General features: G+C 41.3%; 24 protein-coding genes. 13 read left to right on the top strand and 11 right to left on the bottom strand.

The window, feature by feature from the left end:
• The first annotated feature begins 323 nt into the window (after window positions 1-323).
• Together HWQ38_RS15340 and HWQ38_RS15345 are read left to right on the top strand one after the other, a co-directional pair.
• A complete protein-coding gene (locus HWQ38_RS15340) occupies window positions 324-602 on the top strand; it encodes a hypothetical protein (RefSeq protein ID WP_292794889.1) in 279 nt (92 codons plus the stop codon).
• Window positions 595-837 (top strand): type II toxin-antitoxin system RelE/ParE family toxin, encoded by a 243-nt coding sequence (locus HWQ38_RS15345; RefSeq protein WP_292794890.1) that lies wholly within the window; start codon window positions 595-597, stop codon window positions 835-837. Before HWQ38_RS15340 ends, HWQ38_RS15345 begins: the two co-directional genes overlap by 8 nt.
• A 179-nt stretch (window positions 838-1,016) precedes the next feature.
• On the opposite strand, the gene HWQ38_RS15350 is transcribed toward HWQ38_RS15345, so the two are convergent.
• Entirely contained in the window at window positions 1,017-1,910 is an 894-nt protein-coding gene (locus HWQ38_RS15350; protein ID WP_292794952.1) for a HEAT repeat domain-containing protein, read from the bottom strand.
• Between the two features lie 27 nt (window positions 1,911-1,937).
• Here HWQ38_RS15350 and HWQ38_RS15355 point away from each other — a divergent pair, with 27 nt between their 5' ends.
• The 3 genes from HWQ38_RS15355 to HWQ38_RS15365 all read left to right on the top strand — a co-directional run bounded on the left by HWQ38_RS15355 (window position 1,938) and on the right by HWQ38_RS15365 (window position 3,114).
• On the top strand, window positions 1,938-2,156 hold the full coding sequence (locus HWQ38_RS15355; RefSeq protein ID WP_292794891.1) for a hypothetical protein: 219 nt from the start codon (window positions 1,938-1,940) through the stop codon (window positions 2,154-2,156).
• 143 nt (window positions 2,157-2,299) lie between these two features.
• Window positions 2,300-2,599, top strand: a complete 300-nt coding sequence (locus HWQ38_RS15360; RefSeq protein ID WP_292794892.1) for a hypothetical protein — start codon at window positions 2,300-2,302, stop codon at window positions 2,597-2,599.
• 122 nt (window positions 2,600-2,721) lie between these two features.
• The gene (locus HWQ38_RS15365) at window positions 2,722-3,114 is read left to right on the top strand and encodes a hypothetical protein (protein WP_292794893.1); all 393 of its coding nucleotides are present in this window, start codon (window positions 2,722-2,724) and stop codon (window positions 3,112-3,114) included.
• A gap of 78 nt (window positions 3,115-3,192) precedes the next feature.
• Here the strand turns inward: HWQ38_RS15365 and HWQ38_RS15370 are convergent, their stop codons facing one another.
• Entirely contained in the window at window positions 3,193-3,780 is a 588-nt protein-coding gene (locus HWQ38_RS15370; protein ID WP_292794894.1) for a Uma2 family endonuclease, read from the bottom strand.
• A gap of 153 nt (window positions 3,781-3,933) precedes the next feature.
• Between HWQ38_RS15370 and fni the strand changes: the two genes are divergently transcribed.
• From fni to HWQ38_RS15385, 3 genes are all read left to right on the top strand, one after another.
• Window positions 3,934-4,983 carry a type 2 isopentenyl-diphosphate Delta-isomerase gene (gene fni / locus HWQ38_RS15375; protein ID WP_292794895.1) on the top strand — a complete coding sequence of 350 codons (1,050 nt, stop codon included), beginning with the start codon at window positions 3,934-3,936 and terminating at the stop codon, window positions 4,981-4,983.
• A gap of 124 nt (window positions 4,984-5,107) precedes the next feature.
• Window positions 5,108-6,943 (top strand): signal peptide peptidase SppA, encoded by a 1,836-nt coding sequence (gene sppA, locus HWQ38_RS15380; protein ID WP_292794897.1) that lies wholly within the window; start codon window positions 5,108-5,110, stop codon window positions 6,941-6,943.
• 353 nt (window positions 6,944-7,296) lie between these two features.
• Window positions 7,297-9,777, top strand: coding sequence for a dynamin-like GTPase family protein (locus HWQ38_RS15385; RefSeq protein WP_292794899.1), 2,481 nt, complete (start codon window positions 7,297-7,299; stop codon window positions 9,775-9,777).
• A 392-nt stretch (window positions 9,778-10,169) separates the two neighbouring features.
• Here HWQ38_RS15385 and HWQ38_RS15390 read toward each other — a convergent pair whose 3' ends face one another.
• Both HWQ38_RS15390 and HWQ38_RS15395 read right to left on the bottom strand, forming a co-directional pair.
• On the bottom strand, window positions 10,170-10,757 hold the full coding sequence (locus tag HWQ38_RS15390; RefSeq protein WP_292794900.1) for a Uma2 family endonuclease: 588 nt from the start codon (window positions 10,755-10,757) through the stop codon (window positions 10,170-10,172).
• Between the two features lie 455 nt (window positions 10,758-11,212).
• Window positions 11,213-12,418, bottom strand: coding sequence for an AGE family epimerase/isomerase (locus HWQ38_RS15395; RefSeq protein ID WP_292794954.1), 1,206 nt, complete (start codon window positions 12,416-12,418; stop codon window positions 11,213-11,215).
• Between the two features lie 310 nt (window positions 12,419-12,728).
• Here HWQ38_RS15395 and HWQ38_RS15400 point away from each other — a divergent pair, with 310 nt between their 5' ends.
• On the top strand, window positions 12,729-13,613 hold the full coding sequence (locus HWQ38_RS15400) for an aspartoacylase (protein WP_292794901.1): 885 nt from the start codon (window positions 12,729-12,731) through the stop codon (window positions 13,611-13,613).
• Here HWQ38_RS15400 and HWQ38_RS15405 read toward each other — a convergent pair.
• The gene (locus HWQ38_RS15405) at window positions 13,610-14,473 is read right to left on the bottom strand and encodes an Rpn family recombination-promoting nuclease/putative transposase (protein ID WP_292794902.1); all 864 of its coding nucleotides are present in this window, start codon (window positions 14,471-14,473) and stop codon (window positions 13,610-13,612) included. The genes HWQ38_RS15400 and HWQ38_RS15405 overlap by 4 nt on opposite strands.
• A gap of 169 nt (window positions 14,474-14,642) precedes the next feature.
• Window positions 14,643-17,027: a hypothetical protein gene (locus HWQ38_RS15410; protein WP_292794904.1), complete on the bottom strand. Its 2,385-nt coding sequence runs from the start codon at window positions 17,025-17,027 to the stop codon at window positions 14,643-14,645.
• Between the two features lie 574 nt (window positions 17,028-17,601).
• Here HWQ38_RS15410 and HWQ38_RS15415 point away from each other — a divergent pair.
• On the top strand, window positions 17,602-18,771 hold the full coding sequence (locus HWQ38_RS15415; protein WP_292794906.1) for a glycosyltransferase family 4 protein: 1,170 nt from the start codon (window positions 17,602-17,604) through the stop codon (window positions 18,769-18,771).
• 63 nt (window positions 18,772-18,834) lie between these two features.
• Window positions 18,835-19,995, top strand: a complete 1,161-nt coding sequence (locus HWQ38_RS15420) for a glycosyltransferase family 4 protein (RefSeq protein WP_292794907.1) — start codon at window positions 18,835-18,837, stop codon at window positions 19,993-19,995.
• Window positions 19,996-20,142: 147 nt separating this feature from the next.
• Here HWQ38_RS15420 and HWQ38_RS15425 read toward each other — a convergent pair whose 3' ends face one another.
• Complete coding sequence (locus HWQ38_RS15425; protein WP_292794908.1) at window positions 20,143-20,280, bottom strand: hypothetical protein; 138 nt, start codon at window positions 20,278-20,280, stop codon at window positions 20,143-20,145.
• A 195-nt stretch (window positions 20,281-20,475) separates the two neighbouring features.
• Window positions 20,476-20,745 (bottom strand): hypothetical protein, encoded by a 270-nt coding sequence (locus tag HWQ38_RS15430; protein ID WP_292794910.1) that lies wholly within the window; start codon window positions 20,743-20,745, stop codon window positions 20,476-20,478.
• Window positions 20,746-21,095: 350 nt separating this feature from the next.
• Between HWQ38_RS15430 and HWQ38_RS15435 the strand changes: the two genes are divergently transcribed.
• Window positions 21,096-22,370, top strand: coding sequence for a sodium:proton antiporter (locus HWQ38_RS15435; protein WP_292794912.1), 1,275 nt, complete (start codon window positions 21,096-21,098; stop codon window positions 22,368-22,370).
• Between the two features lie 150 nt (window positions 22,371-22,520).
• Here HWQ38_RS15435 and HWQ38_RS15440 read toward each other — a convergent pair whose 3' ends face one another.
• On the bottom strand, window positions 22,521-22,910 hold the full coding sequence (locus HWQ38_RS15440) for a hypothetical protein (protein ID WP_292794913.1): 390 nt from the start codon (window positions 22,908-22,910) through the stop codon (window positions 22,521-22,523).
• 302 nt (window positions 22,911-23,212) lie between these two features.
• On the opposite strand from HWQ38_RS15440, the gene HWQ38_RS15445 reads away from it, so the two are divergent.
• Window positions 23,213-23,338 (top strand): hypothetical protein, encoded by a 126-nt coding sequence (locus HWQ38_RS15445; protein ID WP_292794915.1) that lies wholly within the window; start codon window positions 23,213-23,215, stop codon window positions 23,336-23,338.
• Between the two features lie 82 nt (window positions 23,339-23,420).
• Here HWQ38_RS15445 and HWQ38_RS15450 read toward each other — a convergent pair whose 3' ends face one another.
• Window positions 23,421-24,527, bottom strand: a complete 1,107-nt coding sequence (locus HWQ38_RS15450) for a saccharopine dehydrogenase NADP-binding domain-containing protein (RefSeq protein WP_292794917.1) — start codon at window positions 24,525-24,527, stop codon at window positions 23,421-23,423.
• A gap of 197 nt (window positions 24,528-24,724) precedes the next feature.
• Entirely contained in the window at window positions 24,725-26,239 is a 1,515-nt protein-coding gene (crtD, locus tag HWQ38_RS15455) for a C-3',4' desaturase CrtD (RefSeq protein ID WP_292794919.1), read from the bottom strand.
• Between the last annotated feature and the right edge of the window lie 3 nt (window positions 26,240-26,242).

The raw sequence follows: 26,242 nt of genomic DNA on the forward strand, positions 1-26,242 counted from the left end.
CAAAGCACCTGGAAGAATTTTGATAGCTTAGGTTCACAACACAAGTTCGTTTGAATTTATAGTCGGTAGCTTAGGCACAATGAAGTTAAAAGTCAAGTATAAAAGCTAGTTATATCATGTCCGGGTAATTAGTTGTGATTCCCATAGTCATTGCACCCCACCCCCAGCCCCTCCCCGCCGGCGGGGAGGGGAGACAAAGCGTAGCTTTGGCGGGGTGGGGTTCTTGGGGTTTAGTAAGTAATCAAGCGGACATGATATTACTTCCATCATCTCCAGCGATCGCGGCATAATAAAAACTAAACCTTGAAATTATGAAGTAGGCAATGAATACTACCGATAATTCTCCGATGGATGATGGGTCATCAGCAGATTTGATCTCTGTCGCAGAGTTACAGCAACAGCTTAATGACTTACTCCAGCAACTATCTCCAGAGCGATTACGGGTGCTGACTGATTTTGCTGCTTATTTGGCAAATGCTGAAAGCGAAGCTGCAATCCAAGAACTTTTGGCAATTCCTGGATTGTTAGAGCGAGTTAAGCAAAATCAAGTAACGCCTAAAGCCCAATACACCGCCTGGAGAACTCTTCGCTCTGATGTATGAAGTTATTCTTCATCCCGATGTCCAAGAAGTTTATGTCAATGCTGACAAAGCTTTTGCTAAGAAAATTGCCCGATGTTTGCAGCAGCTAGAACAAATTCCTCGATCGCACCCCAACATTAAAGCCCTGAAGGGAGATTATGCAGGTTACTATCGCTACCGAATCGGGGATTACAGGGTCATTTATTCCATAGACGATGAACTTGTGCAGGTACTTGTTGTAGCGTTCACGAAGTAACTCTGCAAGAGTATCGCTCATCGCAGTGAGGTATATGAAGCGTAGAGGCGAGTTGGTAAGTCCAGTTCAGAAATTTGAGGAAGTTGTGAGGTTAGATTAAGTTTGATTATAGATGCCTAGTATATCTTTCTTCTAAAACACAGAAATGTTTCTTTACACAGCACCCGTATTTTTCTTTCCTACTCTCCATCTTTCACTTTCTCTTGTTGATGCCAAGCTTGATAAAAAGCGGGGTAGGGCATACTTTGGGCACACTTCCAGATAACTTTGTAGCACTTATCAAATCGCTCAAAGTCATTTTTGTAAGTTTTAGGTGATAAGTAATCCTTTAACGCAGTGACAACACTCGGCAGATGTTCCTTTAACAGAATTTTCTCTAAGCTATATGCCACTTGCCTTCGGGTAGAATCATCGAGTTGTGGTTTGCCTATTAACTCCACCAAAGCAGGGATCGCTTTTTGGTTGCCAGGGTCAATTTGTCCTAAGCTATATGCTGCTTGCCTTCGGGTATCATCATCCAATTGTGGATTGCCGATTAACTCCACTAAAGCATCAATCGCTTTTTGGTTGCCAGAGTCAATTTGCCCTAAGCTATATGCTGCTTGCCTTCGGGTATCATCATCCAATTGTGGATTGCCGATTAACTCCACTAAAGCATCAATCGCTTTTTGGTTGCCAGAGTCAATTTGCCCTAAGCTATATGCTGCTTGCCTTCGGGTATCATCATCCAATTGTGGATTGCCGATTAACTCCACTAAAGCATCAATCGCTTTTTGGTTGCCAGAGTCAATTTGTCCTAAGCTATATGCTGCTACCCAAAGGGGAGCATCATCCAATTGTGGTTTGCCGATTAACTCCACCAAAGCATCAATCGCTTTTTGGTTGCCACAGCCAATTTCCCCTAAACTATATGCCGTTAGCCTTTGGGTAAAATCATCCAGTTGTGGTTTGCCGATTAACTCCACCAAAGCATTGATCGCTTTTTGGTTGCCACAGCCAATTCGCCCTAAGCTGTACTGTACCGCTTGCCTTCGAGTAGAATCATCAAGTTGTGGATTGCCGATTAACTCCACCAAAGCATCAATCGCTTTTTGAGAGCGATGTCTACGATGGGCTACGCCTACGCTTTCTTACTAATTCTGCAAACTATATTAATTGGCGTAAATGCCGAAAACCTCCTTCAGCAAGGAGACTCACCAATTGAGGTTTTAATCTGGATGATTAACCAGTATATTCCAGTCCTGAAACAAGCCAGCAATTTGCAAGAAAAACAGAAAAAAAGCCTGTTACCCACACATCGCCCTTCTGAGGATAAATAATATCACAAGCCCCTCTTTGCTTGCAGAGCTACAGTGTACGCACAAGTCGAATTACCCCCCTTAATCCCCCCGATATATTGGGGGGAAACAAGAAATCTAGTTCCCTCCCCTTTATAAGGGGAGGGTTAGGGTGGGGTAAAACCTTGGTTAATCAGCTATCTCAGACTTGTATGTACACCGTAGCCTTAGCAAAGCGCGGGGTGAGTTCTTCGGGTTTAATAAGTAATCAAGCAGACAAGTCCATTGGTTCACAACACAAGCCCATTGGTTCACAACACAAGCCCATTGGTTCACAACACAAGCCCATTGGTTCACAACACAAGCCCATTGGTTCACAACACAAGCCCATTGGTTCACAACACAAGCCCATTGGTTCACAACACAAGCCCATTGGTTTACAACACAAGTCCATTCTCAAGCATTTGTTGTCTAGCGTCGTGTAATTACTGAGCTAGCAATCAAATCTTATTATAAAAAAAACCTTATTTCGGAAGTTTTACTGAACCACTATATTGTCCCATTGAGACATCCTAGAAAGATAAAGTTTAGTAAAAAGTATCCATTGATGCCACGCCAAAAAAAAAGCTCTCTCGTGCTAGAAAAAACCGAACAGAAAGTAATCGGCTTTAAATCGATTAATTCCAACCTCGATTTTGGTGATTCCATCAGCTTAAACCATTTAACCCAGTTAACTGGGCAACTCCGCAACCAGATTGACCAGTATAATATGATGCTAACTGCCCTTGACTCGGCAAAGGAAGAAATAGAAACCCTTGAAAAGGCCATTCGCGAAACTTCAGAACGCTTGGTTAGTGGTGTGGCGTTCAAGTATGGCAAGGACAGCCGAGAATACGAAATGACAGGCGGAGTACGCAAGAGCGATCGCATTCGTAAAGCCACCATTACGCGGTTAAAATCCACCGCAGACTTAAAAGCGGCTTCTATACAGACGGCGTAACCAGCAACAAGTAAGCATCATTCACGGTGAATGATGCCCATTGTTGAATTTTCTCCCTTTCCGATGCGAGAAGGGGTTTTATTCCTCAATCAACTCAAAATTAACCCGTTCGTAAATATCACGCAAGGTAATTTGAAAATCGATAGAATCTAAAACTAAAACTGCTTCTTCACCTTCGTATTCCTTAAAAATCCATTGTCCTTCTGCTTGCTTGGCAAATTGTTCCACAGCAAAACTATACTGGTCAATCATAATATATTCCTGAAAACCAGGAATTGAACGATAATATTTAAACTTATCTGTTTTATCATAATTTTTAGTTGAATTTGATAAGACTTCAACAATTAACAAGGGATTCGTAATAATTGTTGTACTTGTTCCCTCGTAAATAGGCTTACCTTTGATAACTATCACATCAGGATAAGTATAAAAACGATAACGAGGTATCCATACTTTAATATTGACTATGTATATGTCATAATCTTGCCCTTGAACTGTTAAAGGAAATTTGCGACAAAAATTTCCGGCAATTTTATTGTGATTAGTTGTCTCTCCTATTATGGAAATAATTTCTCCGTCTCTGTATTCATTTTTATATTCAGCTTTTTCTTCTAATTCCAAATATTCTTCTGGGGTGTAGTAGCGCTTTTCTGTTTGTAAAACCATATTAATTAACTCACAAAATGGGGAAATGAGTATGTTATCAATAGCGTAACCTACCCTAAAGATAGCGAAAATAAATACTTTTATTATAAAAAGACGGTTGCAGACAATGTAACAATAGCGATCGCAAGCAAATACTTTTAACCATACCCACTAGTGAACGCCCCTACCAATATCTCTGCACAAACTCAGAATCGCAAAGCCGATCACATTCGGATCTGCTTAGAGGAAGATGTTCAGTGTGATCAAATCACCAATGGACTGGAACGTTATCGCTTCACCCATTCTTGCTTACCTGAACTAAACCACAACGAGATTGATCTCAGTACAACTTTTCTGGGGAAACACCTGGGCGCACCCTTGTTAATTTCTTCTATGACTGGCGGAACAGAACAAGCCGCAATCATTAACCAACGTTTAGCCCAAGTCGCGCAACATTACAAAATTGCAATGGGTGTTGGTTCCCAACGAGTAGCGGTAGAAAAACCCCAGGTGGCTGATACTTTTGCTGTCCGCAAGTATGCCCCCGATGTTCTGCTATTTGCGAACTTGGGCGCTGTGCAACTTAACTATAAGTACGGCTTAGATGAATGTTTGCGGGTAGTTGATATCTTAGAGGCTGATGCCCTGATTTTACACATTAATCCTCTACAAGAGTGCATTCAATCCAAAGGTGATACTAATTTTCGAGGTTTACTTGACAAAATATCTAAATTGTGCTTTAAGCTACCAGTGCCAGTGATTGCGAAGGAAGTTGGTAACGGCATTTCAGCAGCGATCGCACAGAAACTGATCGCTGCTGGGGTAGCAGCAATTGATGTGGCTGGTGCGGGGGGTACTTCTTGGGCAAAAGTAGAAAGCGAACGGGCAGAAAATCCTTTGCAACGTCGCTTAGGGAGGACTTTTGCTGATTGGGGTTTACCGACGGCAGAGTGTATTACAACAATTAGAGCGATCGCCCCAGATGTACCTTTAATTGCTTCGGGAGGTTTGCGTCATGGATTGGATGTTGCAGCTGCGATCGCCTTGGGAGCAGATATAGCAGGTTTAGCAATGCCTTTTTTGCAAGCAGCAGCAACATCAGAGACAGCAGTTGCCGAACTGGCTAAAGTATTAATTGCCGAAATCACCACAGTTTTATTTTGCACTGGCAACGCCACCTTGTATCAGTTAAAGCACTCTAGCAGTTTACAACGCATAGAATAAATTAAGTAGGTCATTTGTCATTTGTCCTTTGTCATTTGTGAATGACCAATGCCCAATACTTCGACTTCGCTCAGTACAAGTGCCTAATGCCCCATACTTCGACTTCGCTCAGTACAAGTACCCAATGACTAATTTTATCAAACAAACTTTTGCTAGTTTAATTGGCACCTTACTAGGACTAATTATTTTCGGTGGTCTAGGAACCACTGGACTGTTCTTGCTGATATTGGCTGCTACCTCCTCTAAAGATATTGGGCCAAGCGTGAAAGATAAGTCAGTGCTGGTTTTTGACTTGTCGATGAAAATTACTGATAGCGAACCTAGTTCAAGTGAACTGTTTCAAAACACAATATCAGGTGTGGATGACGACAGAATCGCACTCCGCAAAGTTGTGGAAACTTTGGAAAAAGCGCGGCGCGATTCGCGAATTGTCGGAATCTATCTGGATGCAAGCAGCACAAGCCAAGTTAGTAACATCGGCTATGCTTCCCTGAAAGAAATTCGGAAAGCGTTGGAGGAGTTTCGCGCTGCTGGGAAAAAGATTGTCGCCTATGGCAGTGATTGGAGTAAAAAGGAATATTACCTTTGTTCAGTGGCAGATTCGATTATAGTTAACCCTTTGGGAATAATGGAAGTCAACGGTTTGAGTTCACAACCGATGTTCTACGCGGGTGCATTGCAGAAATATGGCATTGGTGTGCAAGTCGTGCGGGTGGGGAAATTTAAGGGAGCTGTTGAACCGTTTATCCTCACAAAATTGAGTCCAGAAAACCGCGAACAAACTCAGAAATTGTTGGATGATGTTTGGGGAGAATGGCGGACTACTGTGGGCGCAAGTCGGAAAATTGAACCTGGAAAGTTACAGGCGATCGCAGATAATCAGGCGCTACTAGAAGCCACACAAGCCAAAACTAGCGGTTTAATTGATCAAATAGCATACTCCGATGAAGTGGTAACTGACCTGAAAAAGTTGACAGATAGCGATCAAAAAGACAAAACATTCCGACAAATTAGCCTGAATAGTTACGCCCAAGTTTCCGGGAAATCTTTGGGTGTAGAACGTAACTCCAAAAATCAAATTGCCGTTGTTTATGCTGAGGGCGAAATTGTCGATGGCAAAGGAATAGATGGACAAGTAGGAGGCGATCGCTTTGCGAAAATCTTCAACAAACTGCGACAAGATAAAGATGTGAAGGCTGTTGTCTTACGAATTAATAGTCCTGGTGGTAGTGCTACCGCAGCCGAAGTCATGCAGCGAGAAATAAAATTAACTCGTGAGGCGAAACCAGTTGTAGTGTCAATGGGTGATGTCGCCGCCTCTGGGGGTTATTGGATTGCTAGCGACTCTAACCGCATTTTTGCCGAACCAAATACCATTACAGGCTCAATTGGGGTGTTTGGGTTGCTATTCAATGGGCAAAAGCTCGCCAATGATAATGGCATTACTTGGGATTCGGTGAAAACCGCACGCTATGCTGATAATCAAACAGTTTCGCGTCCGAAATCGCCTCAAGAGTTGGTAATTTATCAGCGCAATGTTAACCGCATTTATAATATGTTTCTGAATAAAGTTTCTCAAGGTCGGAAACTGCCAGAACAAAAAGTGGCAGAAATTGCCCAAGGACGGGTTTGGTCGGGTGTGGCGGCCAAGGAAATTGGTTTAGTGGATGAAATTGGTGGTTTGAATAGTGCGATCGCTTATGCTGCTAACCAGGCGAAACTAGGAGAAAATTGGGAAGTTCAAGAATATCCTCGCACTAGCAACTTCGGAGAACGGTTTTTTGGGCATGCAACAGAAGAAGCGCGGACTGCTTTAGGGATTGAGAAAGCGCAACTTAAATCAGCCAATCCCCTCACCGATGAATTCCAGAAACTGCAACAGGAAGTAGGAATTCTGCAAAAGATGAACGATCCACAGGGAGTTTACGCCCGCTTGCCTTTCAACTTGAAGATTGAGTAGATTAGGGACTTCCAAATAAAAAAACATCCCAAATTCTCTTGTGGGATGGGTGTCCGCACCCGTCCTATATTCAGGGCGGGCAGGATGCCCACCCCACAAGATGGATAATTTATTTCTTGGAAGTCCCTTACCCAAAACAAAAACCTTAAAGAGTCCTGACGGACATCCCTCTCCTTACCAAGGAGAGGGACAGGTTTTGCGTAGCAGAACCAGGGTGAGGTTTCTTAACCCAAGCGCATTGGGTTAGATGATATCCAGCAACTAAACCGGAGAAAATATCTCAGAAATTATACTGAACCATCAAGACAATAAATATTAATAATATATACATATATATTGTCAGGATGCTGAATATGTCAGATTTACCGCTTCAGTGCCAAAATTTGAAAGAGCAGGTTGAGTCGATATTACAACTTTTACAACAAGAACCAACGCTACGTTCCCAAGATATTACACCTGTACAAACTTCTTTAAGTAAGGCGATTTCTCCCAAATTTGAGATTGTGTTTGCGGGTGCGTTTAGTGCCGGTAAATCAATGCTAATCAATGCACTATTGGAGAGAGAATTACTGTACAGTGCAGAGGGACACGCCACAGGTACAGAATGCAAAATCGAGTATGCAGAAGTAGATAAAGAACGTGTTGTTTTGACGTTTTTAAGTGAAGCAGAGATTCGAGAACAAGCAGTTTATTTGTGTCAGCAGCTAGGATTTAAGTCAGTAGCTAATATCAACCAAGCTGATGTAATTAACTTGCTACGTCAAGATTCTGAAGCGATTATTCAGCAGGAGGGTGGTGAGAGTAAATCAGAACGTGCAAAACAGGCGAAGGCGTTAATGTTATTGCTAGAGGGATATATAGCAAACCGCGATCGCATAAACACGGTTAAAAATGCTACATATTCAATGGAGCAATTTCACTTTTCTAACCTCAAGCAAGCGGCTGGATATGCCCGTCGTGGTTGTAATAGTGCGGTATTGAAGCGCATAGAATATTACTGTAATCATCCTCTTCTCCAAGATGGTAATGTAATTATTGACACGCCAGGTATAGATGCACCAGTAGAGAAAGATGCACAGCTAACTTATGCCAAAATTCAACATTCTGATACTTCGGCGGTGGTATGTGTGCTAAAACCTGCTGCGGCGGGTGACATGACAAAAGAAGAAACACAACTTTTGGAATTAATGCGGCAGAATGGGGGAGTACGCGATCGCGTTTTCTATATCTTCAACCGAATCGATGAGACTTGGTACAATACCGAACTACGACAACGATTAGACGATTTAATTAGTGGGCAATTTTGCAATACAAGCAAGCTTTATAAAACCAGTGGATTATTAGGCTTTTACGGGAGTCAGATTAAACAGACAAGCCAACGAGATAGATTTGGTTTAGATTCTGTTTTCGCAGAAAGTATTAAAGGTTCAGATGGTAAAGAAGAAACACCACAATTTGTCTATGCGTTTAACAACTACTGTGTAAATTCAGGGAAACTATCTTCCACTAAATTCCGTGTCTCTGTTAACGGCTTTGAAACCCCAAATCAAAATTATGTGCGGATTCTGGGAGATTGGGGAAATGAACTTATAGAAAAGCTAATTCATGATAGTGGAACTGAGGAATTTCGCACAGCTATTACTCGCTATCTTGCTGAAGAAAAGCGTCCGCAATTGTTTAAAAATCTTGCTGATGACTTGGAAGATGTTTGTATAAAACTCAAAAAACATTATCAGAGTGTCCAACGTAATTTAGATAGTCAGCCCCAAGAAATTGAGGCGATGAAGGCGCAAGAGTTGCAACGTCTAAATCAGCAACTACAGCACATCGGTAGAGAATTTAGTGAGCATATCACAGAAGAAGTTAACCATATAATTAATAATTCCTGTGATGATTTTGAAGCAGATTTTAAGCAATTGCAATCACGAATGATTCGCCGTTTAGATGAATTACTAGATAGTTTTTCTGTAGCTGATGCTTATCGACGTGCAACCATCAGCCATCCTCGCAACGCTACCGCGCCTTTAATTGCTATTTTAGTAGAGGCATTTTATTACTTAGCAAATCAATTAGAAGATATTTTGATTGAATCTTCTCAGCAAGTAATTGCGAATTATTTCCAGAGGTTGATTGAAAAGATTCGCAAGTCAGAATATTATCGCCAGTTGTATCGTTTATTAGATCATGATGGCGGAATTGAACAACAGATCAGACTTTTAGAAAAAGTTGTTACTCAAGCATTAGTGAGTGCAGCTAGTGTAGAGTGCGATCGCTTTGTGCGAGAAAGTCCGAGATTTTACGATGAAGGCACTTTTTCTATATATCAATTTCGCCAGACTTTATCACAAACTTCTCAAGGTTACGACGCTGAAAGTATCGTAGAAGCAGAACCAGCAATTAGGCAGTTATTAAAGTTAGATTTTGAGCCAAAAGTTTCCCAAACTATTCGTAAATCTTACCGTCAAACTATTAACCAAACGCTAAAAACTCAATTGTTACCAATGGCAGAACAGCAAGCAGATGAAATTTTGCAGCAATACCCGCAGGCGCGTGCTTATTTAGAGAAAACATTGGAACAAGAAGCTGAAGAAAAAATTGCTAATAATCGCCGATTATTGAGTGTTGTTGAAGGAAATATAGAAACATATAATTCCGCAGTTTCTAATATCAATGGTTGTTTACAGGCGATGCAATTATATGACCATCTTTTGCCTGAAATTGGTAATGCAGACTTGATACATACTAACCCTGATTCATTAGACACTAATGGCAAATTTGCTACTAATGGATTTGTGATTTCAGATGGGTTAGTTGATGAGGTAGCAAAGGTTTAGCATAGTGGTTCTTGTTTGGATGCAGCTAGGGGCACAGAAAAAGCTCATAGGTGTCAACTTAACGAAAAAGCCATGTCCCGCAAGGAACTGAAGTTCCTTGCTAATAGCGAAAGTCATCTTTAGATGACTAAATAATCCGAAAAATCTTTAGTCTACTAAAGTAGACTTGGGCTAAAAGCCAAAGAAATTTATTTCTGGGCGGGCGTGGAAGTCAACAAGCGATTTCTAGCTTAAGTTGACACCAATTTTTATAAGGTGCGTTAGCATGAAACCCTAACACACCATTTCCGATTTTCGGTGCCTTATCGAAACTGTACCACACTCTACACTATCTTCTAATTCTTTGCACTTACCTAATTACAACACTTATTTAGGCGATCGCACTCACAAAATTATTTACTACCACCCTCTGGAAACAACCGACTCAAGTCTAATAAGGCATTTTCAAATCCAGGAATGGTTACTGACTGGTTAGATAGAGAAATCTGCTTGCTGAGATAGCTAAACTTGCTTTGAGCATTTTGATATGGCTGGCTATGACGCTCAAGTTGACGATCTGGCAAATTCACAATCCAGTAATGAGAAATTCCGGCTTCTGCATACAATGACAGCTTGGTTGTTTGATCATAATCTATAGTTTTATCCGAAATTTCAATCACTAACAAAATATCTTCAGGATAGGGATGATGAGCAAGATAATCTTCATCTCTTCCTTGTGCAATCACAACATCCGATTCAGGCTCACTTTGATTAGGAAGGGTGATGGGATCTTGTCCACGGATGACTGCTTCATCACCTAAAAGCCGATCCAATTGACGGCATAGGATAGAACTACAAACTGTATAAGGTGTTCCTTTTGCTGTCATTTGAATCAGTTCTCCTCGAATTAATTCAATATGATTGGCTTCTGTCAGAAATCCGAGTTCAATCAATCGATGGTATTCAGCGATCGTAAATCGCTTAGGTGTTATAACATTCATCGAATATCCTTTTAATGGCAATGATTCTACTTTTAGTTGTACACTAAGGGACTGACAAATCAAAAAATATCCAATTATTTATTGTGGGGTGGGCATCTTGCCCGCCTTTGGTTACTGGGCGGGCAAGATGCCCACTCCACAAGTAGTAGTAATTTATTTCTTGGAAATCCCGTAACAGAGATTAAAGTGAGTGCGTTGTTTACCACCGCAGGTCTTATCCTGAGGCTGCGCCAAAGGGCATCGCAATAATTTCAGCTGTCCTTACCACAACTGAAGCATTCATAAGTAATCTTAAAGCTATGGTTATGAATGTAAAGCTGTCGTTACCACAACTAAAGCATTCATAAGTAATGTTGAAGCTGTCGTTACCACAGCTGAAATTGTGGTTATGAATGCTAAAGCTGTCGTTACCACAGCTTAAGTTGTGGTTATGAACATGAATTTTTGCAACAAGTCTATTGCAAAGGAGTAGCGATCGCCTCAAATTGCTGCCAACATAGGTACAATGCACGCGGGACGTGAAAACATCCTTTCCATTTGCCACCTTTAAGGTTCAACAATACTTCCCCACGCCGATTCAGATACCCAAACCACTCACCGTACTCGGAATCAGCAAAGTGTGACCAGGCGTAATCGTGCATCTTTTGATACCATTCCCAACACACCTCACGACCTGTCAGACGATAGCCCATCGCTAATGCAACCATAGATTCTAGGTGAACCCACCACAGCTTTTGATCCCATTCCAATTGTTGTGGGGGATGACCGTCTGCATCCATAAAGTAATACAATCCACCATACTCGCTATCCCAAGCAAAATTCAAGATATTTAGCACCACATCAACGGCTTGGTTAATAGTTTTAGTATCGTTTTGGCGACGGGCGATATCCATAATAAACCACATAGCTTCAATGCCGTGACCGGGATTAATCAGCCGTCCCTCAAAACAATCAATGTGGGAACCGTCAGGGGCAACGTTTTCATACATTAGTCCCCGTTCTGGGTCGAGAAAATCAGTCATCACTTCGTCCTGAGTCTCAGCTAAAACATTCTCTAGTGTTTCCTTTGGCAGCAACCATTCCATTTCTAGAGTTAGGTTGGCTAAAATCATCGGTACAGCCAATGATTTCATCGGGCGTGTGCCGGGATAACTTTTATTATATTTGCCTTTGGGGTTGTCTTTGCGGCGTAAAACGTTGTTATAAGCTTGCATTGCCACATCCTTTGCCCATTCTTCGCCGCCAGCGAGTGCATATTGACTAAATGCCATCGCCGCAAAGCAATCAGAAAAGATATTGTAAGGCTGAACCAGTGGTTTCCCTTCACGCGTGAGGGCAAAGTACCAATTACCATCACTATCTCTGCCATGTTGGGCGAGAAAATTAGCGCCATTGCTGGCAATTTTTAGCCAGTTTTCACGTTTTTCTAGCTGGTTGCAAAGCATCGAAAAAGTCCACACTTGACGGTTTTGCAACCAAACGAATTTGTCTGTATCATAAATTTGTCCCTGGCGATCGAGACAGGTGAAATAGCCGCCTTGCTGCCAGTCGAGAGAGTGTTTTTCCCAAAACGGGAGGACATCGTTGAGGAGGGCATTTTTGTAAAGTTCAGCGTAGGCGTAGCCCGCACTTCGGTTTGGCTCTGTTACCACCGGAGGCATCGCTTGAAAATTATCCCCCATAAATTTCCTCCCCTTTGCTGCTAAAACTAACAGCTTAACAGTTATCACATTTTGGGTTGAATTTGGAGCGTAGGCGTAGCCCGTACTTCTCTACGAGACCCTTCGGCAAGCTCAGGGCATCGCGCTGCGCGAACGGCAAGCTCAGTAACCATCGTAGACATCGCGTCAGTCTTTTACAAGATATAGTCAACAGCAGGTATACTTCTATCTTGTATCTTGCATTATTCTCAATAACCGTAGGGGAACTATTATAGTGTCCACCTATAAGTTTTTTAGATATGAGGTTGTTATGAATCAGATTGAACGGGTTGCGATCGTTGGAGGAAACCACGGAAATGAGTTAACAGGAGTACATTTAGTCAAAATGTTTCAGCAGTATCCTAATTTAATCAATAGATCAAGTTTTGAAACTTTGGCATTACTTGGCAATCTCAAAGCTATTGAAGCAGGCAAACGATACATTGATAAGGATTTAAATCGTTGCTTCACTAATCAAGGCTTACAAAATCCCCAACTCTCAAGTTACGAAGATACGCGGGCAAAAGCAATTCTACAGATATTGCAACCGCAAAATCAGCCCTCTGTGGATGTAATTGTTGATTTACATAGCACAACTGCCAACATGGGCTTAAGTCTGATTTTTTGTGATCTGCATCCTTTCTTACTTCGGTTAGGCGCTTATTTAAGTTCTATCAATCCGATGGTAAAGATTTTTATTAATCAAGAATCTAGAGAAGGTGGTTTTCTCCGTTCTTTGTGTGAATTGGGTTTTGTTATAGAAGTTGGTGCTGTGGCTCAGAATATTTTAAACGCCGAATTATTTCATCAAACAGAGCAGCTTATTTATGCAATTTTAGACTATTTTGAAGGGTGCAACCAAGGTAATATTCCGCAGATAAACAGCACGCTCACGCTTACACTCTATCAATACATTGGGACTATCGATTATCCTAGAAGCGATCGTGGGGAGATTCAAGCCATGATTCATCCCCAGCTTCAGTTTAGAGATTATCAACCTCTGAATCCCGGTGATCCAATGTTTGTGACTTTTGAAGGAAAAGATATTTTCTATGAGGGAGCGTCTACTGTCTATCCTATTTTTATTAATGAAGCAGCTTACTACGAAAAAGGAATTGCGATGTATTTAACTCAAAAGCAACAACAGGTAGTTTAATTTATTCGCCCTTGTAGCCAAGATTGCAAATCAGCCAAGGTAGTAAAATCAAGCAATGCATCGCTCAAATCTGCCAGAACAGGCAAAGATAAACCAGAAATGGAGGAGCGCATTTCCTCAGACAGTTCTCCAAGCAGCTTAGTCAATTGCCGAGAAATAGCATTAGCCATCGCTTCTCGTCCTTCTTCTCGTCCTTCTTCTCTCCCTTCTTCCTTAATTTCTTGGTAAACTCGCGTTTGCTGTAGTGTTATTCCCAGCATAGATTCAACCTCCGTTCTGCTTAATTGTTCAAACCTATACATCATGATCGTCGTTACCATCTCTATTATGGCGCGACTCGCTGCTAATGGCACTTCATCACGAGTTCTGGTTAACAAATACTTGGCTTCTTCTGGTGCTTGGCTTTGCTCAAGTGTAGTCAGTACCATCAAGGCTACCCATAAAGGTAATTGGCGAATATCCCCCAATTCATCCAAATACACCCGATGCACTTGGTTACTATTGAGAAATCCCCGATGAGGGTAAATGTTACTTTGTTCGGTATTGCGAGATGGATAAATTATAACTGCTTGCCAGTCGTTAAATCTGGCGCGGTTGCGGTAGAAATATAGTGAAGATTCTGCAAATACTCTTTCATAAAGCTGTTCATCTTTCTGAAACTGTACCTCACAAAAATATACAACCCCAGGAGTCTCGCTTTCTGGTGGAAGAAATACCCCGTCAATTTCAAATTTGGGTTCCTTGACAGCTACCGAATCAAATCGATAAGCATCTGCATTTGTTGGGGGATTTGTCAATAGTTCAAATAAAAGAGTGGGGGATTGTTGAAACAGTTTGTAAAAAATTGAGTCTCGACGCATGGAACATTTTATTTTATTAAATATGCGATACATTTAATCACATATTCTTGTATATATAGCAATTCTGAATCATTCGTGAGAAACAAGATCCCCGACTTCTCAAAGAAGTCGGGGATCTGCGGCTGGGTTAAGCTTAGAGTCAAGGCTGTGTTGTAATTGCTGTAAATACTCAACTCGCTAGGCGATACACAATCACCTTTCCTTTCCAATTCTCTTCCACAAATACCAGATACTCACCATTTGAACGACGAAAAGCGCGGATACCGTAGGGTATATCAATCCAGCCACTTTCGCTGCCAACTTCTGGGCCTGGTTTTAACTGTTGTACTTGCACTCCCGTCTTTGCATTGTAGACATATACCTCTGCGGTTTTAACTGTCACGGCGAAGACATAATCTTTTGCCACACTTATTGCAGCTGTGGAAACTTCGCGTTTGCCTGTGCTGTCGTAAGGAATCACAATTCGCCACCGGGGGGTCCGATTTCCTTGACTCCAATTGTCAAAACGGGCAATCTCAGATCCAGCAACTCCTGTATCGTCGCCGAAGGCGGGGTGATCTACTGTGAAGCCTGACAAATACATGGTATCTGTTTGGGGGAAATATTCGAGCCGCCGCAAGTCGTTAAATATGCTGGGAGTAGTTTGCTTTTCCATCGAACTATAGCTGTAGATGGGGTTGCCTTTAGGATCTATTCCCTGTAAAGGATAGTGTCGGATAGCAGTACCATCTGGTGTTCGCAAAGCTTTCCAAACATCTCCTTTGCTGTCTACCCACCAGCCGCCGAGATAGGGATAATCTTTGCTGCGATCATATTCGTTCTTTTCAAATCTGCCATTACCGTTGCGATCGCGCCAGATCCACTCTCCTTTTTCTGGTTGATGCGGTGGCCAATTTCCGGTGAGAAATTTTTTATCTGCGCCATTGCTACCGACAAACATTCCGGCTGGGATGGCAACTTGGCCATCTGTGGCTGGATTAAAACGATATATTTGCAGAAAGCTGCTATACATATCTGTGAGGAACAAAAAGGGCTTCCCTTGGATGCGGCGAACAAAGGTTGCATCTGGTGATGTATGCAGACGTGGATCTTGAGGATATTTGAAAGCATTTAAAGTATAGCCTTTGTAAGTCCATTGCTTACCAGCAGGCTTACTATAGTTCATCAGATAGTGTTCTTGTTTGGTGAATAAATCTATACCATCACTTTTAGGATCGGCATCTGCATTATCGACGAATATCAATCCTAGCGATCGCCACATTAGTTTTCCCGATGGCGAAAATTTCCGCAAATCTGTTCCTGATTTGTTGAAACCATCACTATTTATATAGATATTACCTGAAGCATCTGTACCGACTCCGGTAAGTCCATAAAGTTTCAAATCTCCAACTTCTCCAGGAACTCCTACATAGATACCGCCCTTACTGCCAAAACTACCCACCTGCAACGGCTGATCTTTGATGTCATAAATTAACATTTGCTGACGTGGGCCATTTTCTGCCACTAACAGCTTACCTTGATGATCAATTGCGATCGCTGTTGGTTCGACAATATCTGCAATCTGTTGGGGCAATTGCTTTCCACTCTGAGAATAATGTATAATTTTGGCAGGATTACTACCATTTTTGCTTTGAATAATCCACAGATTTTTTTGGGAATCAATAGTTATTGCTCCCGGATTAGCAACGGTAAAGCTGCGGAGTTCCTTCATCGTATCAGTATCATAGACACGAATTCGGTTAGCAGCAAAATCACTCACATACAACTCGCTTTCCACAGTTGCTAATCCAGTGACTTCACTTTTAGTGCTGGTAATCAACATACTTTTATCCCAGCCACGCCCATTCGGAAATGGCGCAGGTTTTCCCGACAAGTCATAACGTCTAACACAATACCAACTTGTTCCATCAGGGGGGTAATCTTCATTTGTTTTGCCCCTCGAACCTTGATTCATGGCAATGTAAACATATTTACTATTTGCCGTTACCGCTTTGCCACCACCACGACTCCAGCCGTGAGTATCTCCAATAGCACCAATAACCTTACCATCCTTATATATTGCTGCCTCCATTCCCGCTTCATCCCAATGGCTATTGGTATAAACTGTGCCATCAGGGGCAACATACATTGCCTCAATATTGTTTTGTACCCGCAGATTTCCACTGCCAAAAGTATTACCTATCCACGATGTTTTATAGGTAAGCGTGGGTGTTTCAGTATTGTTTTGTACCCGCAGATTTTCACTGACAATAGTATTATTTATCGACGATGTTTTGTAGGTAAGCGTGGGTGTTTCAGTATTGTTTTGTACCCGCAGGTTTTCACTGCTAATAGTATTACTTATCGACGATGTTTTGTAGGTAAGCGTGCGTGTTCCAGTTGTCGCCCAGTCTGTTGTAATTCCAATGCTAGCAACAATGACTGCAACTGTCAGACTGAGTAAAAAGTTGAAAGTGTTACTTCTTTGTAAATATCTAGTCTTAGATATTTTTTTGATGTGCTGATTGATCTGGTGACGCAGTTTTCCTAACTGCGTCAGTAATTTATTTCTCATATAATTTTTAAGCTTTTAATTATTTATATACAAACATTATTTATCAAATCCGCACAAAAAAGGATAACTATTTTTAACTGGATAATATACAAGTCATTTAGAGGGAAAACATCTGATGATATATCAATAATAAATATTCCAGATTAAAATTTTAATATTTACATAAACTTTATAAAAATCACATGGTTATTTAAACTTCAGTTAATATCTTAAAAAAGATTGTTTAATGTACTAATGGTTACTTGTTTTTCCATAAAAATAGTAAAAATTAATACAAAATACCTTGAAAATTATTGATTTATAGTGGTTTATCCCTCTTCCTGTCTAGCATTCACCTTCCTGATTGGTAGGTATCATATCTGTCCTAGTCAGTGTTATCTGGTTAATAAAAACACATACTTTAATTCATTGTTGACGTTGGCATATAAATAGTTTATAAATTGGTGTTCTATGAAAAAACTGTTATTGGTAATGTGTATTCGTAAATTCTAGTAATTCAAATTGGGATGGAACAGGCTGTAAGGGCACAGCAATGCTGTGCCCCTGTTTTAATACATTTATAGGAGACACATTAATGGAAAACAAACAAGAAAGTTTTGCGTCAGGATCTGCATCTATTCTCACCCTTGGATTAGGCTGGTTTCCCAAAAGTCCCGGAGGATTAGAAAGGTATATTTATGAACTAACTCATAAATTAGCCGCAAATCAAGATCAGGTTGAATTATGCGGAGTCGGTCTACCAGAGGCGGAACTAAATTCACCAATTAAGCTGACTAACTTGGCGAGTCCCGATAGTGCTATTTGGCAAAGATTATGGTCGATTCGCACTAACTTTCAGAAAACAAGAACAAGCAAACCAGATGCTATTAATCTGCACTTTGCATTATATAGCTTTCCTATTTTAGATATTTTACCAAAGGGAGTACCAGTTACTTTTAACTTTCATGGCCCTTGGGCTTCTGAGAGTCAGCAAGAGGTGGTTAATAAAAATCTCAGTCTTTTGATCAAGCACTGGCTAATAGAACAGAACACTTATAATCGGTGCGATCGCTTTATTGTTTTGAGCAAAGCCTTTGGGAAAATTTTACATCAAAAATATCAAATACCGTGGAGTAAAATTAATGTTATTCCTGGTGGAGTTGATATTAACTGGTTTCAACCAACTTTATCACCCCAAGACGCTTGTAAACAGTTAGGCTGGCCTAGTAATCGCCGAATTATATTTACATCACGCCGCTTAGTACATCGAACTGGGGTTGACAAACTATTGCAAGCTCTGGCTATAATTAAGCCCAGAATACCAGATGTTTGGCTAGCGATCGCAGGTCGTGGTCACATCCAAGCTGCACTACAACAACAAGCTACAGAATTAGGACTAGACGACAACGTTAAATTTTTAGGTTTTCTACCTGATGAGCAATTACCTATTGCTTATCAAGCTGCTGAATTCACTATTATGCCTAGTCAATCTTTTGAAGGATTTGGATTAGTAATAATCGAGTCTCTAGCCTGTGGTACTCCTGTTTTATGTACTCCAGTTGGGGGAATGCCAGAAATTTTATCAGAATTTTCACCCGATTTAATTACTAATTCAATCGAAGCCTCAGCTATTGCTGAAAAATTAGAGCAAGTGCTTTTGGGAAATATTCCTATACCTTCACGCGAAGCCTGTCGCCAATACGCCACCACACACTATGACTGGAATCAAATCGCCCAACAGGTACGGAATATTTTATTAGCTTGAACAAGTTAATAAAATAAATGCTAGGGGCGTTACGTGGGTCAAATTAGATAAAATAGAGGTTTAATGAGAATTCTTTTTCTAGATCAAAGCGGTAAACCAGGCGGTGCCGAATTATGTTTAATAGATATTGCTAAACCATATGGCGTTGGCTTTGCCAGCCGTAGGCATCGCGCTTTGGTAGGTTTATTTGCAGATGGGCCATTTAAAGATTTACTACAGCAAAATCATATCCCAGTAGAAGTTCTTGCAACTCAAGCAATCCAAGTTCGTAAAGAAAGCAGTTTAGTACAAGGATTGAAGAGTCTCGGACAACTTGCACCTTTGATTACTAAAGTAGTTAAAAAAGCGCGTGAATACGATTTAATCTATGCCAACACTCAAAAAGCATTAGTTGTCGGAGCATTAGCAAGTTTCTTCAGCCATCGCCCTCTCGTTTATCATTTACATGATATTCTTTCCACAGAACATTTCAGCCAAACTAATCTTCGCATCGCTATTAACTTAGCTAATCGTTTTGCATCATTAGTAATTGCTAATTCCCAAGCTAGTAAAACAGCCTTTGTGCAAGCCGGAGGACGCGCAAACCTCATCGAAGTTGTCTATAACGGCTTTGATCCGAAAATTTATCAAACTGATGAGTATGATATTAATAAATTACAGCAACAGTTAGGATTAGAAGGGAAATTTGTAGTCGGACACTTTAGCCGTCTTGCACCTTGGAAAGGACAGCATATTTTAATTGATGCCCTTGCCAAATGTCCGCAAGAGGTGACAGCAATTTTAGTGGGTGATGCACTATTTGGCGAACAAGATTACGTCCAAAAGTTACACCAACAAGTTGCTGAACTCGGACTAGAAAATCGCGTCAAATTTTTAGGATTTCGTTCTGATATTCCCCAGTTAATGGCAGCTTGTGACTTGGTGGCGCATACCTCAACTTCGCCAGAACCCTTTGGTAGAGTGATTGTAGAGGCAATGCTATGTGCAAAACCTGTTGTTGCAGCAAAAGCTGGGGGTGTAATAGAATTAGTAGAACATGGATTTAATGGTTTTCTAGTGACACCAGGAGAACCCCAGGAACTTGCACAAGTAATCATCACCTGTCTTCAGGAGACGGAAATAACTGCAAGTATAGCCAATAATGCCAAGACTACTGCTAGTCGGCGTTTTGATGTTGCAATTATTAATCAGCAAATTGCTCAACTGCTGTCCGACAGATTCTAGTTACCTGATTAATCTACAATCCAACATATTGCAAACTCCCCGCTTCGTTGCTATCCCGCCCGAAAATGAATTTTCGGGCTAATAGCTCAAGTCGGTTTAAACCGACTAATGACAGTAGTTTTAGTCCGTTGAAACGCACTTTTGCTATTAGCCAGTGACTTGAGTCACTGGCGGTTTTGGTGACGCAGATATTTCAGGCGATCGCATCGCATTAACCGAGTACCGTGGGTTTAAATCCCCCGGTTCAAAAAATAAGCCAGTTTTGGGTCGGGGTCTGTCTTGCAAAGTTGCTCCTCTACAGCGCTTCTCTGCGAGACGCTTTGCGAACGCGCATCCTGCGGCGGGGGAGACCCCAAGACCGCAATGCAGCGCTAAATCCCCATCACAAAACTTAATTACGAATTACGTTAGCGTAGCGTTAGCGAGTCATCGTTCGCTTTTAGCGTCTCGTAGAGAGCGTCATTACGAATTACGAATTATTTAAGCCACTTCCCGCAGTTGTGGTTGTGACGGCACACTCACTTCTGGAAATGAAAGCGAAAGTTGTTCGGCTTGAGGTACCGCCGCTTGCTGCAAAACTTGAACTTCGATATTCACGCTCACCAAATAACTGCCTGTATCAGCACCAACCGCTTCAGCAATTAGTTTGGCAATATCTGGGCGTTTGGCAGTCAGGGGGTCACGTAAAATACATCGATCCCATTCATGCTTGGCAGTCGGATTGAGGTTGAGAATATAATGCTTTATCATCGAACTAACCCTTGAATCCATCTTCCAGAAGGTTTTCACAAAGCCGTTATGCATTTGGCTAGGCTTTGTGGACGCTATCTATATTATAGTATATTTGTACTAAGATGGGCGATGTCTGAGTGAGAAAGTAGGGAAGATAGACCATTAGAGGATTTAATACCCCCATCACCATCTAATTTGTCCCCTTGTCCCCCTGTCTCTTCCTTCAACTTTTCCTTTCTCTCTAATTTGGTAGCAAGGCTGAATCTCCAATCCCTAATCCCAGAAAATCTGCCCATAGGTTATTTATAATACAAAGCTATTGCAACTAAGCTTACAAAGCAACACCTAATTTTTAGATAAATCGCTATATGCCAGATATCTATATTATTGAGCTATTTGTGATTGGTCTACTTTTGCTGATGGTAACATTAGGGTCCGGTTGGATTGCTCGCTTACCTCTTTCTTTTGCGATTATCTACCTAATAGTTGGTATTTTTCTAGGCCCTTACGGCTTCGGGCTGATTCAATTACGTCGGGATGGAGTTTTCAACGCTGAACTGCTAAAGAGAATAACAGAACTTGTGGTACTTATTTCTGTGTTTGGCTGCGGCTTAAAAATTGTTCGTCCTCTCAAATTGCGGGTTTGGGATATTACGACGCGATTGATTATATTTCTGATGCCAATTTCAATTTTTGCTCTGGCTGCTGTGGGTAAATTATTTTTAGGGATGAATTGGGGAGAAGCGATTTTATTAGGAGCAATTCTCGCACCTACCGATCCAGTATTAGCATCCGAAGTACAACTGACCGATACAAACGACCAAGATGAGTTGAGATTTGGTTTAACTTCCGAAGGTGGATTAAATGATGCTTTAGCTTTTCCCTTCGTTTATTTTGGCATTTATGCCTTAAAAGATGACAACTGGGGGAACTGGTTTAAACAGTGGATTATGGTTGATTTAATTTGGGCGATCGCAGTTGGTATCGTCATGGGAATTGTTGTTGCCAAATCTATAGTTTGGATTGAACAAAAAATTCAAAAACGCCGTGCTGCCGATGAGTTAATGCAAGACTTTATTGCTATCAGCACAATTCTAATAACTTATTCCTTAACAGAAATGGTGAATGGCTATGGATTTCTGGCAGTATTTGTGGCTGGGTTAGTTGTCCAACGCAGTTACAGAAATTCGGAAAAACCGCTAGCACAATTAGAATTTGTTAAGCAAGTTGAAAAGCTGCTGGAAGTTGGGACAATTTTAATATTGGGTTCAATATTATTATTCAAGCCAATGCTCAATTATGCTATGCAATCTTTGTTAGTGATAACTTTGTTATTCTTGATTATCAGACCTGTAGGAGTTTGGATTAGCACAATAGGTAAACGTCCTCTAGACTCACGCCGCCGAACCTTTCACCCAGGAACTCGGTGGTTATTTGGATGGTTCGGTATTCGCGGTGTAGGATCTTTATATTATCTTGCCTATGCCTTTGGTCATGGTTTAAAAGGTGAAGTAGGCGAACAAATTGCTTGGATAACTTACACTACTATTGTAGTTTCGGTGATTGTGCATGGAATTAGTGCAACTCCATTAATGAAGTGGTATGAGCGCGATCTTGTTAATCAGAGAAACGCTACTCCATAAATGTCGGGTGTGTTATGCCAAAGGCTAATGCACCTTAAATTGTTAATGCTGCCGTACTTGCGGCGATAACACACCCGATAATTTAATAGCAAATAAAACCTCTCCTGAAAGAAGAGGTAGGCAAGAAGTTGGGGGTTAGGTTTATATTTCCTATTTACCTGTCACCTTTTCAATAACTTCTTTCGCTTTTTCACCAAAACTTTCTGGGGGATTTTGTTCTTTCTCTGCTTTCAAATTCCTTTCGTAAGTCTTCTCTATAGTATTAAGGTTTGTTGAATCTTTTATTGCTTGCTCATAAGCTTCTTCTCGCTTTTCTTCTTGAATGCCAACACCTGGGTCATATTCATTAGCACGATTAATTTTTTCTTCAGAATTTGGTTTATACTCTGGAGGTACTAGTTTTAATTCTTCAAGAGTAGTTGCATAACTAGCTTGCTGAACGAAAATTAAGGAACCTGATAAGCTGATGAAAATCATTAAGCTAACAACAAAAAAGCTCGAACGTAACACTTGCTTTAAAGTTAATAGAATTTTTTGCATGAAAGAAACCTCCTGTTTTTATGTTATGAGCCTTGGTCATGTATAAATAGATTTGATATTTCAGACTCACAGGCATCCTAAATGTTTAGGTACAGTTTTTACTTCTACCGCAGGGTATATTAATTTGTAACTGTAGTTCAGTTAATGCTATCTGAACCTTTTACGACTTAGGACTACGTGTATTTTTGTAATAGTCAAATTGTCGTGCTTACTGATATCCCGCCCAGAACTCAAGTTCTGGGCTAATAGCTCAAGTCCACTCAAGTGGACTAAAATTTATACTCTATTATCTAGCAATACGCTTGGTGTTACCCATAAAAACCTTAACCTGCGTAGGTTGGGGAGCCACTGCGTTGGGCGGCTCTGCCGACTTAAAGCAAGTGGCGTTTGAGGAACAACCCGCAGATAACCCAACAATTAACGCTTGATGTTGAGTTTCACTTCCCTACGGGACGCTGTTCGCGTTCGTTCTACCCAACCTACAATTATCCTTAACCCTAGCGTATTCAGCTATAACCAACTGTGATTAATTTTTATTCCTCGACTTTCCATTACCTCTTCAAATAAATTTGTTGGTAGTGCTTCTTCTACAGGAAAAACACCTGGTTTCTTAAGTTTACCTTCTAGCAATAACTGGGCAATACTACCTGTGCCGCAACCAGAAGCCACTGCTGTATTTTCATGCACTACAGTTGAGCAATAAACGGCTGTTTCACCATTTTTTTGCCCTGTAACTTCACAACGAACTGCTACCCCAATTCCACTAAAATTATTAGTAATATCTGTCATCGAATGGCTGACATGAGACAGAAATTCAATCATGTAACGACGCTGCATTAACCACTTGGGAAAAATGTGTGCCGCAATCCAAGTTAGGTGATTGTAAAAATCGGGAACAGACCCGAACTTAGTAATTACAGTTTTAACTGATGGGAAGGCGTTGGGTAGTGTAAAGGTTTCTGGCATATCAAACCAGTAAACTCCAGTGCGTCCATATGGAGGTGGAAACTCAACTACTTCTCTTTGACTATAAGGCTTGATTAACTTCCATTTTCCATCTATCCAAGTCTCAAAAGGATATTGTAACCCCAAAAAAGTTGTCCGCATCACTGTAATGCCAGCACCACCAGAACCCGAAACCAAATAACTTAAATGGATCTTTTCTGCTTGATCAAATTCTTCAACACCTTGACGTACCATGCTGTTAGAAATACCAGGAAAAATGCCACTATTAATAATTGCCGTCACACCAGCAGCAGCAGCTTGTTCATGGAAATTCAGAGCTTTGCTGGTATAAGAACGATGGTCGCTGACATCTAGATAATTAACGCCTTGAGAAATACAGGTTTCGAGAACATTAGTATCTCGATAGTGAAATGGCCCAGCACAATGGATGACTAAATTAGAGTTTGCGATCGCATCTCGGAGTTTGTCAACTTCTGCCAAGTCCAATACCAAAAACTGCACTTGTCCTCCCGAAGACAAGCTAACAGCCCTCCCAAACTCCGCAGAACGTCCAGTAATCGTAATTTGTGCGTCCGTATGGGTAGCTAGATCGTGAGCAACAGTGCTACCAATCCGCCCCCGTCCACCAAGAATTAAAACGCTGTCTCTCATTACTCCGGATCAGCAACACTAACCTTATTTCATCAGTTATCTGTCTTGTTTGCCATCGGTTATAAGTATGATTTATAGCATTTAATAAAATTCCGGCTCTAATACTTGTAAACAAGTTTGTAGTAAGGACTTCAGTCCTTATTTTCTAAGCACTAAAGTGCTTACTACAAACTATTCATTACTAACTTGACAAAATACTATATTTGCGCCTGAATTTGCCTGACTACCGTTAGCGCCGAATAACTCACCCCAGCAGTACCTTCGCCTGGATGGGTGGAGTCACCGACTAACCATAGATGCTCGATTGGTGTACGATTGGCGAACCCAAAGGGGCCAAAGGTGGGGATTCTTTGACCTATACCGCCAACTATACCGCGATCGCGGGCTGTGAAATGGGCAAAGGTGCGCGGTGTTGCAGCTTCTTGATGAATAATAGTTTCTGATTTGAGATAGAAATATTCGGCAAGACGAGCGATCGCTTGCAGGGTATACTTTTGTTTGAGTCCTTCATAATCATCAGTCTGCCACCACGGAGTCGGATCGACAAATGAAGAAGCGATAATTGTTGCTTTACCCTCCGGTGCGCGACCGTCTCCAGGATGACTGACGGAAACGAACAGGGAATTATTCTCGCCAATCGGGCCATCAGCATCATACATAAATTGTAAGTGGGGTGGACATCCTAGCGGAATCGCACTGGCATCTACACCTAAATACACCACAAATGCGCCTGATGCTTGGGGCAGTTTTTCCACCCGATTTTTATAACCAGATGGAGCGTTTTCTCCTAATAATTGCACCAAGTTTTGCACGGTGACATTAGTAACTATGTGGTCGGCTGCTTCTGTCCAGACTTCGCCAGTTTTCTGATTTTTAATGACTACAGCAGTAGCTTTGCTATTCTCTACTTTGATTTCTTTTACAGTGTGGCGCATCAACAATTTACCGCCATCTCTTTCTAAAGATTGTACTAGGCGATCGCTTAATACTTGCATACTTCCCTGGAAGTGAAACAATCCTTGAGGTAGTTGGGATACACTCAATGCTGTTGCCGCATAAAGTAATGCTGTTTCTTCTGCATCCACCTGGGAATACAACTTCAGTTGCAAATCCAAAAAAGTCCTCAGTCGTTGGTCATTTCCCACTCCACATAATCGTAAAGCATCTCCTACGGTCAACAAAGTGAAGGGTACAGTAATTAATGTACTGGGACGCATCGCTTGAGTTAGCTGCCACAAATCCCATAAATTACGTGGTGGTAGCACCGGATCGCGTCCTTGAAATTCCCAACTGGCATTAAATAAAGTTGCGATCAATTGCCAGAACGGTTCGCTACCGGGAAACTGTTTTTGTCGTTCCTCTTGCCATTTTTTTTGGTCACGCCAAATATTAATCGGTGTAATTTCCCCAGGTAAATACACCGCACAAGCAGGATCACAAGGCGTTGCTTCCGGTAAATCTATTTTTAATTCTGAGAAAATGCGGTGGTGAATTCCCCCTGGTTCCAACCCCGCCACCTGAGTTGCACCCACATCAAAGGTAAATCCCTGCCGTTTAAACGTCGAAGCACAGCCTCCGGGGACGAGAGCTTGATCTAAAATTAAGACGCTGTAACCTCTACGAGCTAATAATGCTCCAGTAGTCAGTCCACCTATTCCCGCACCGATGACGACAATATGAGATTTACTTTTGTCAAGAGAAATGCTGGACATTGA

It is taken from the genome of Nostoc sp. NMS7 (assembly GCF_017115085.1).
Lineage (GTDB): Bacteria > Cyanobacteriota > Cyanobacteriia > Cyanobacteriales > Nostocaceae > Nostoc.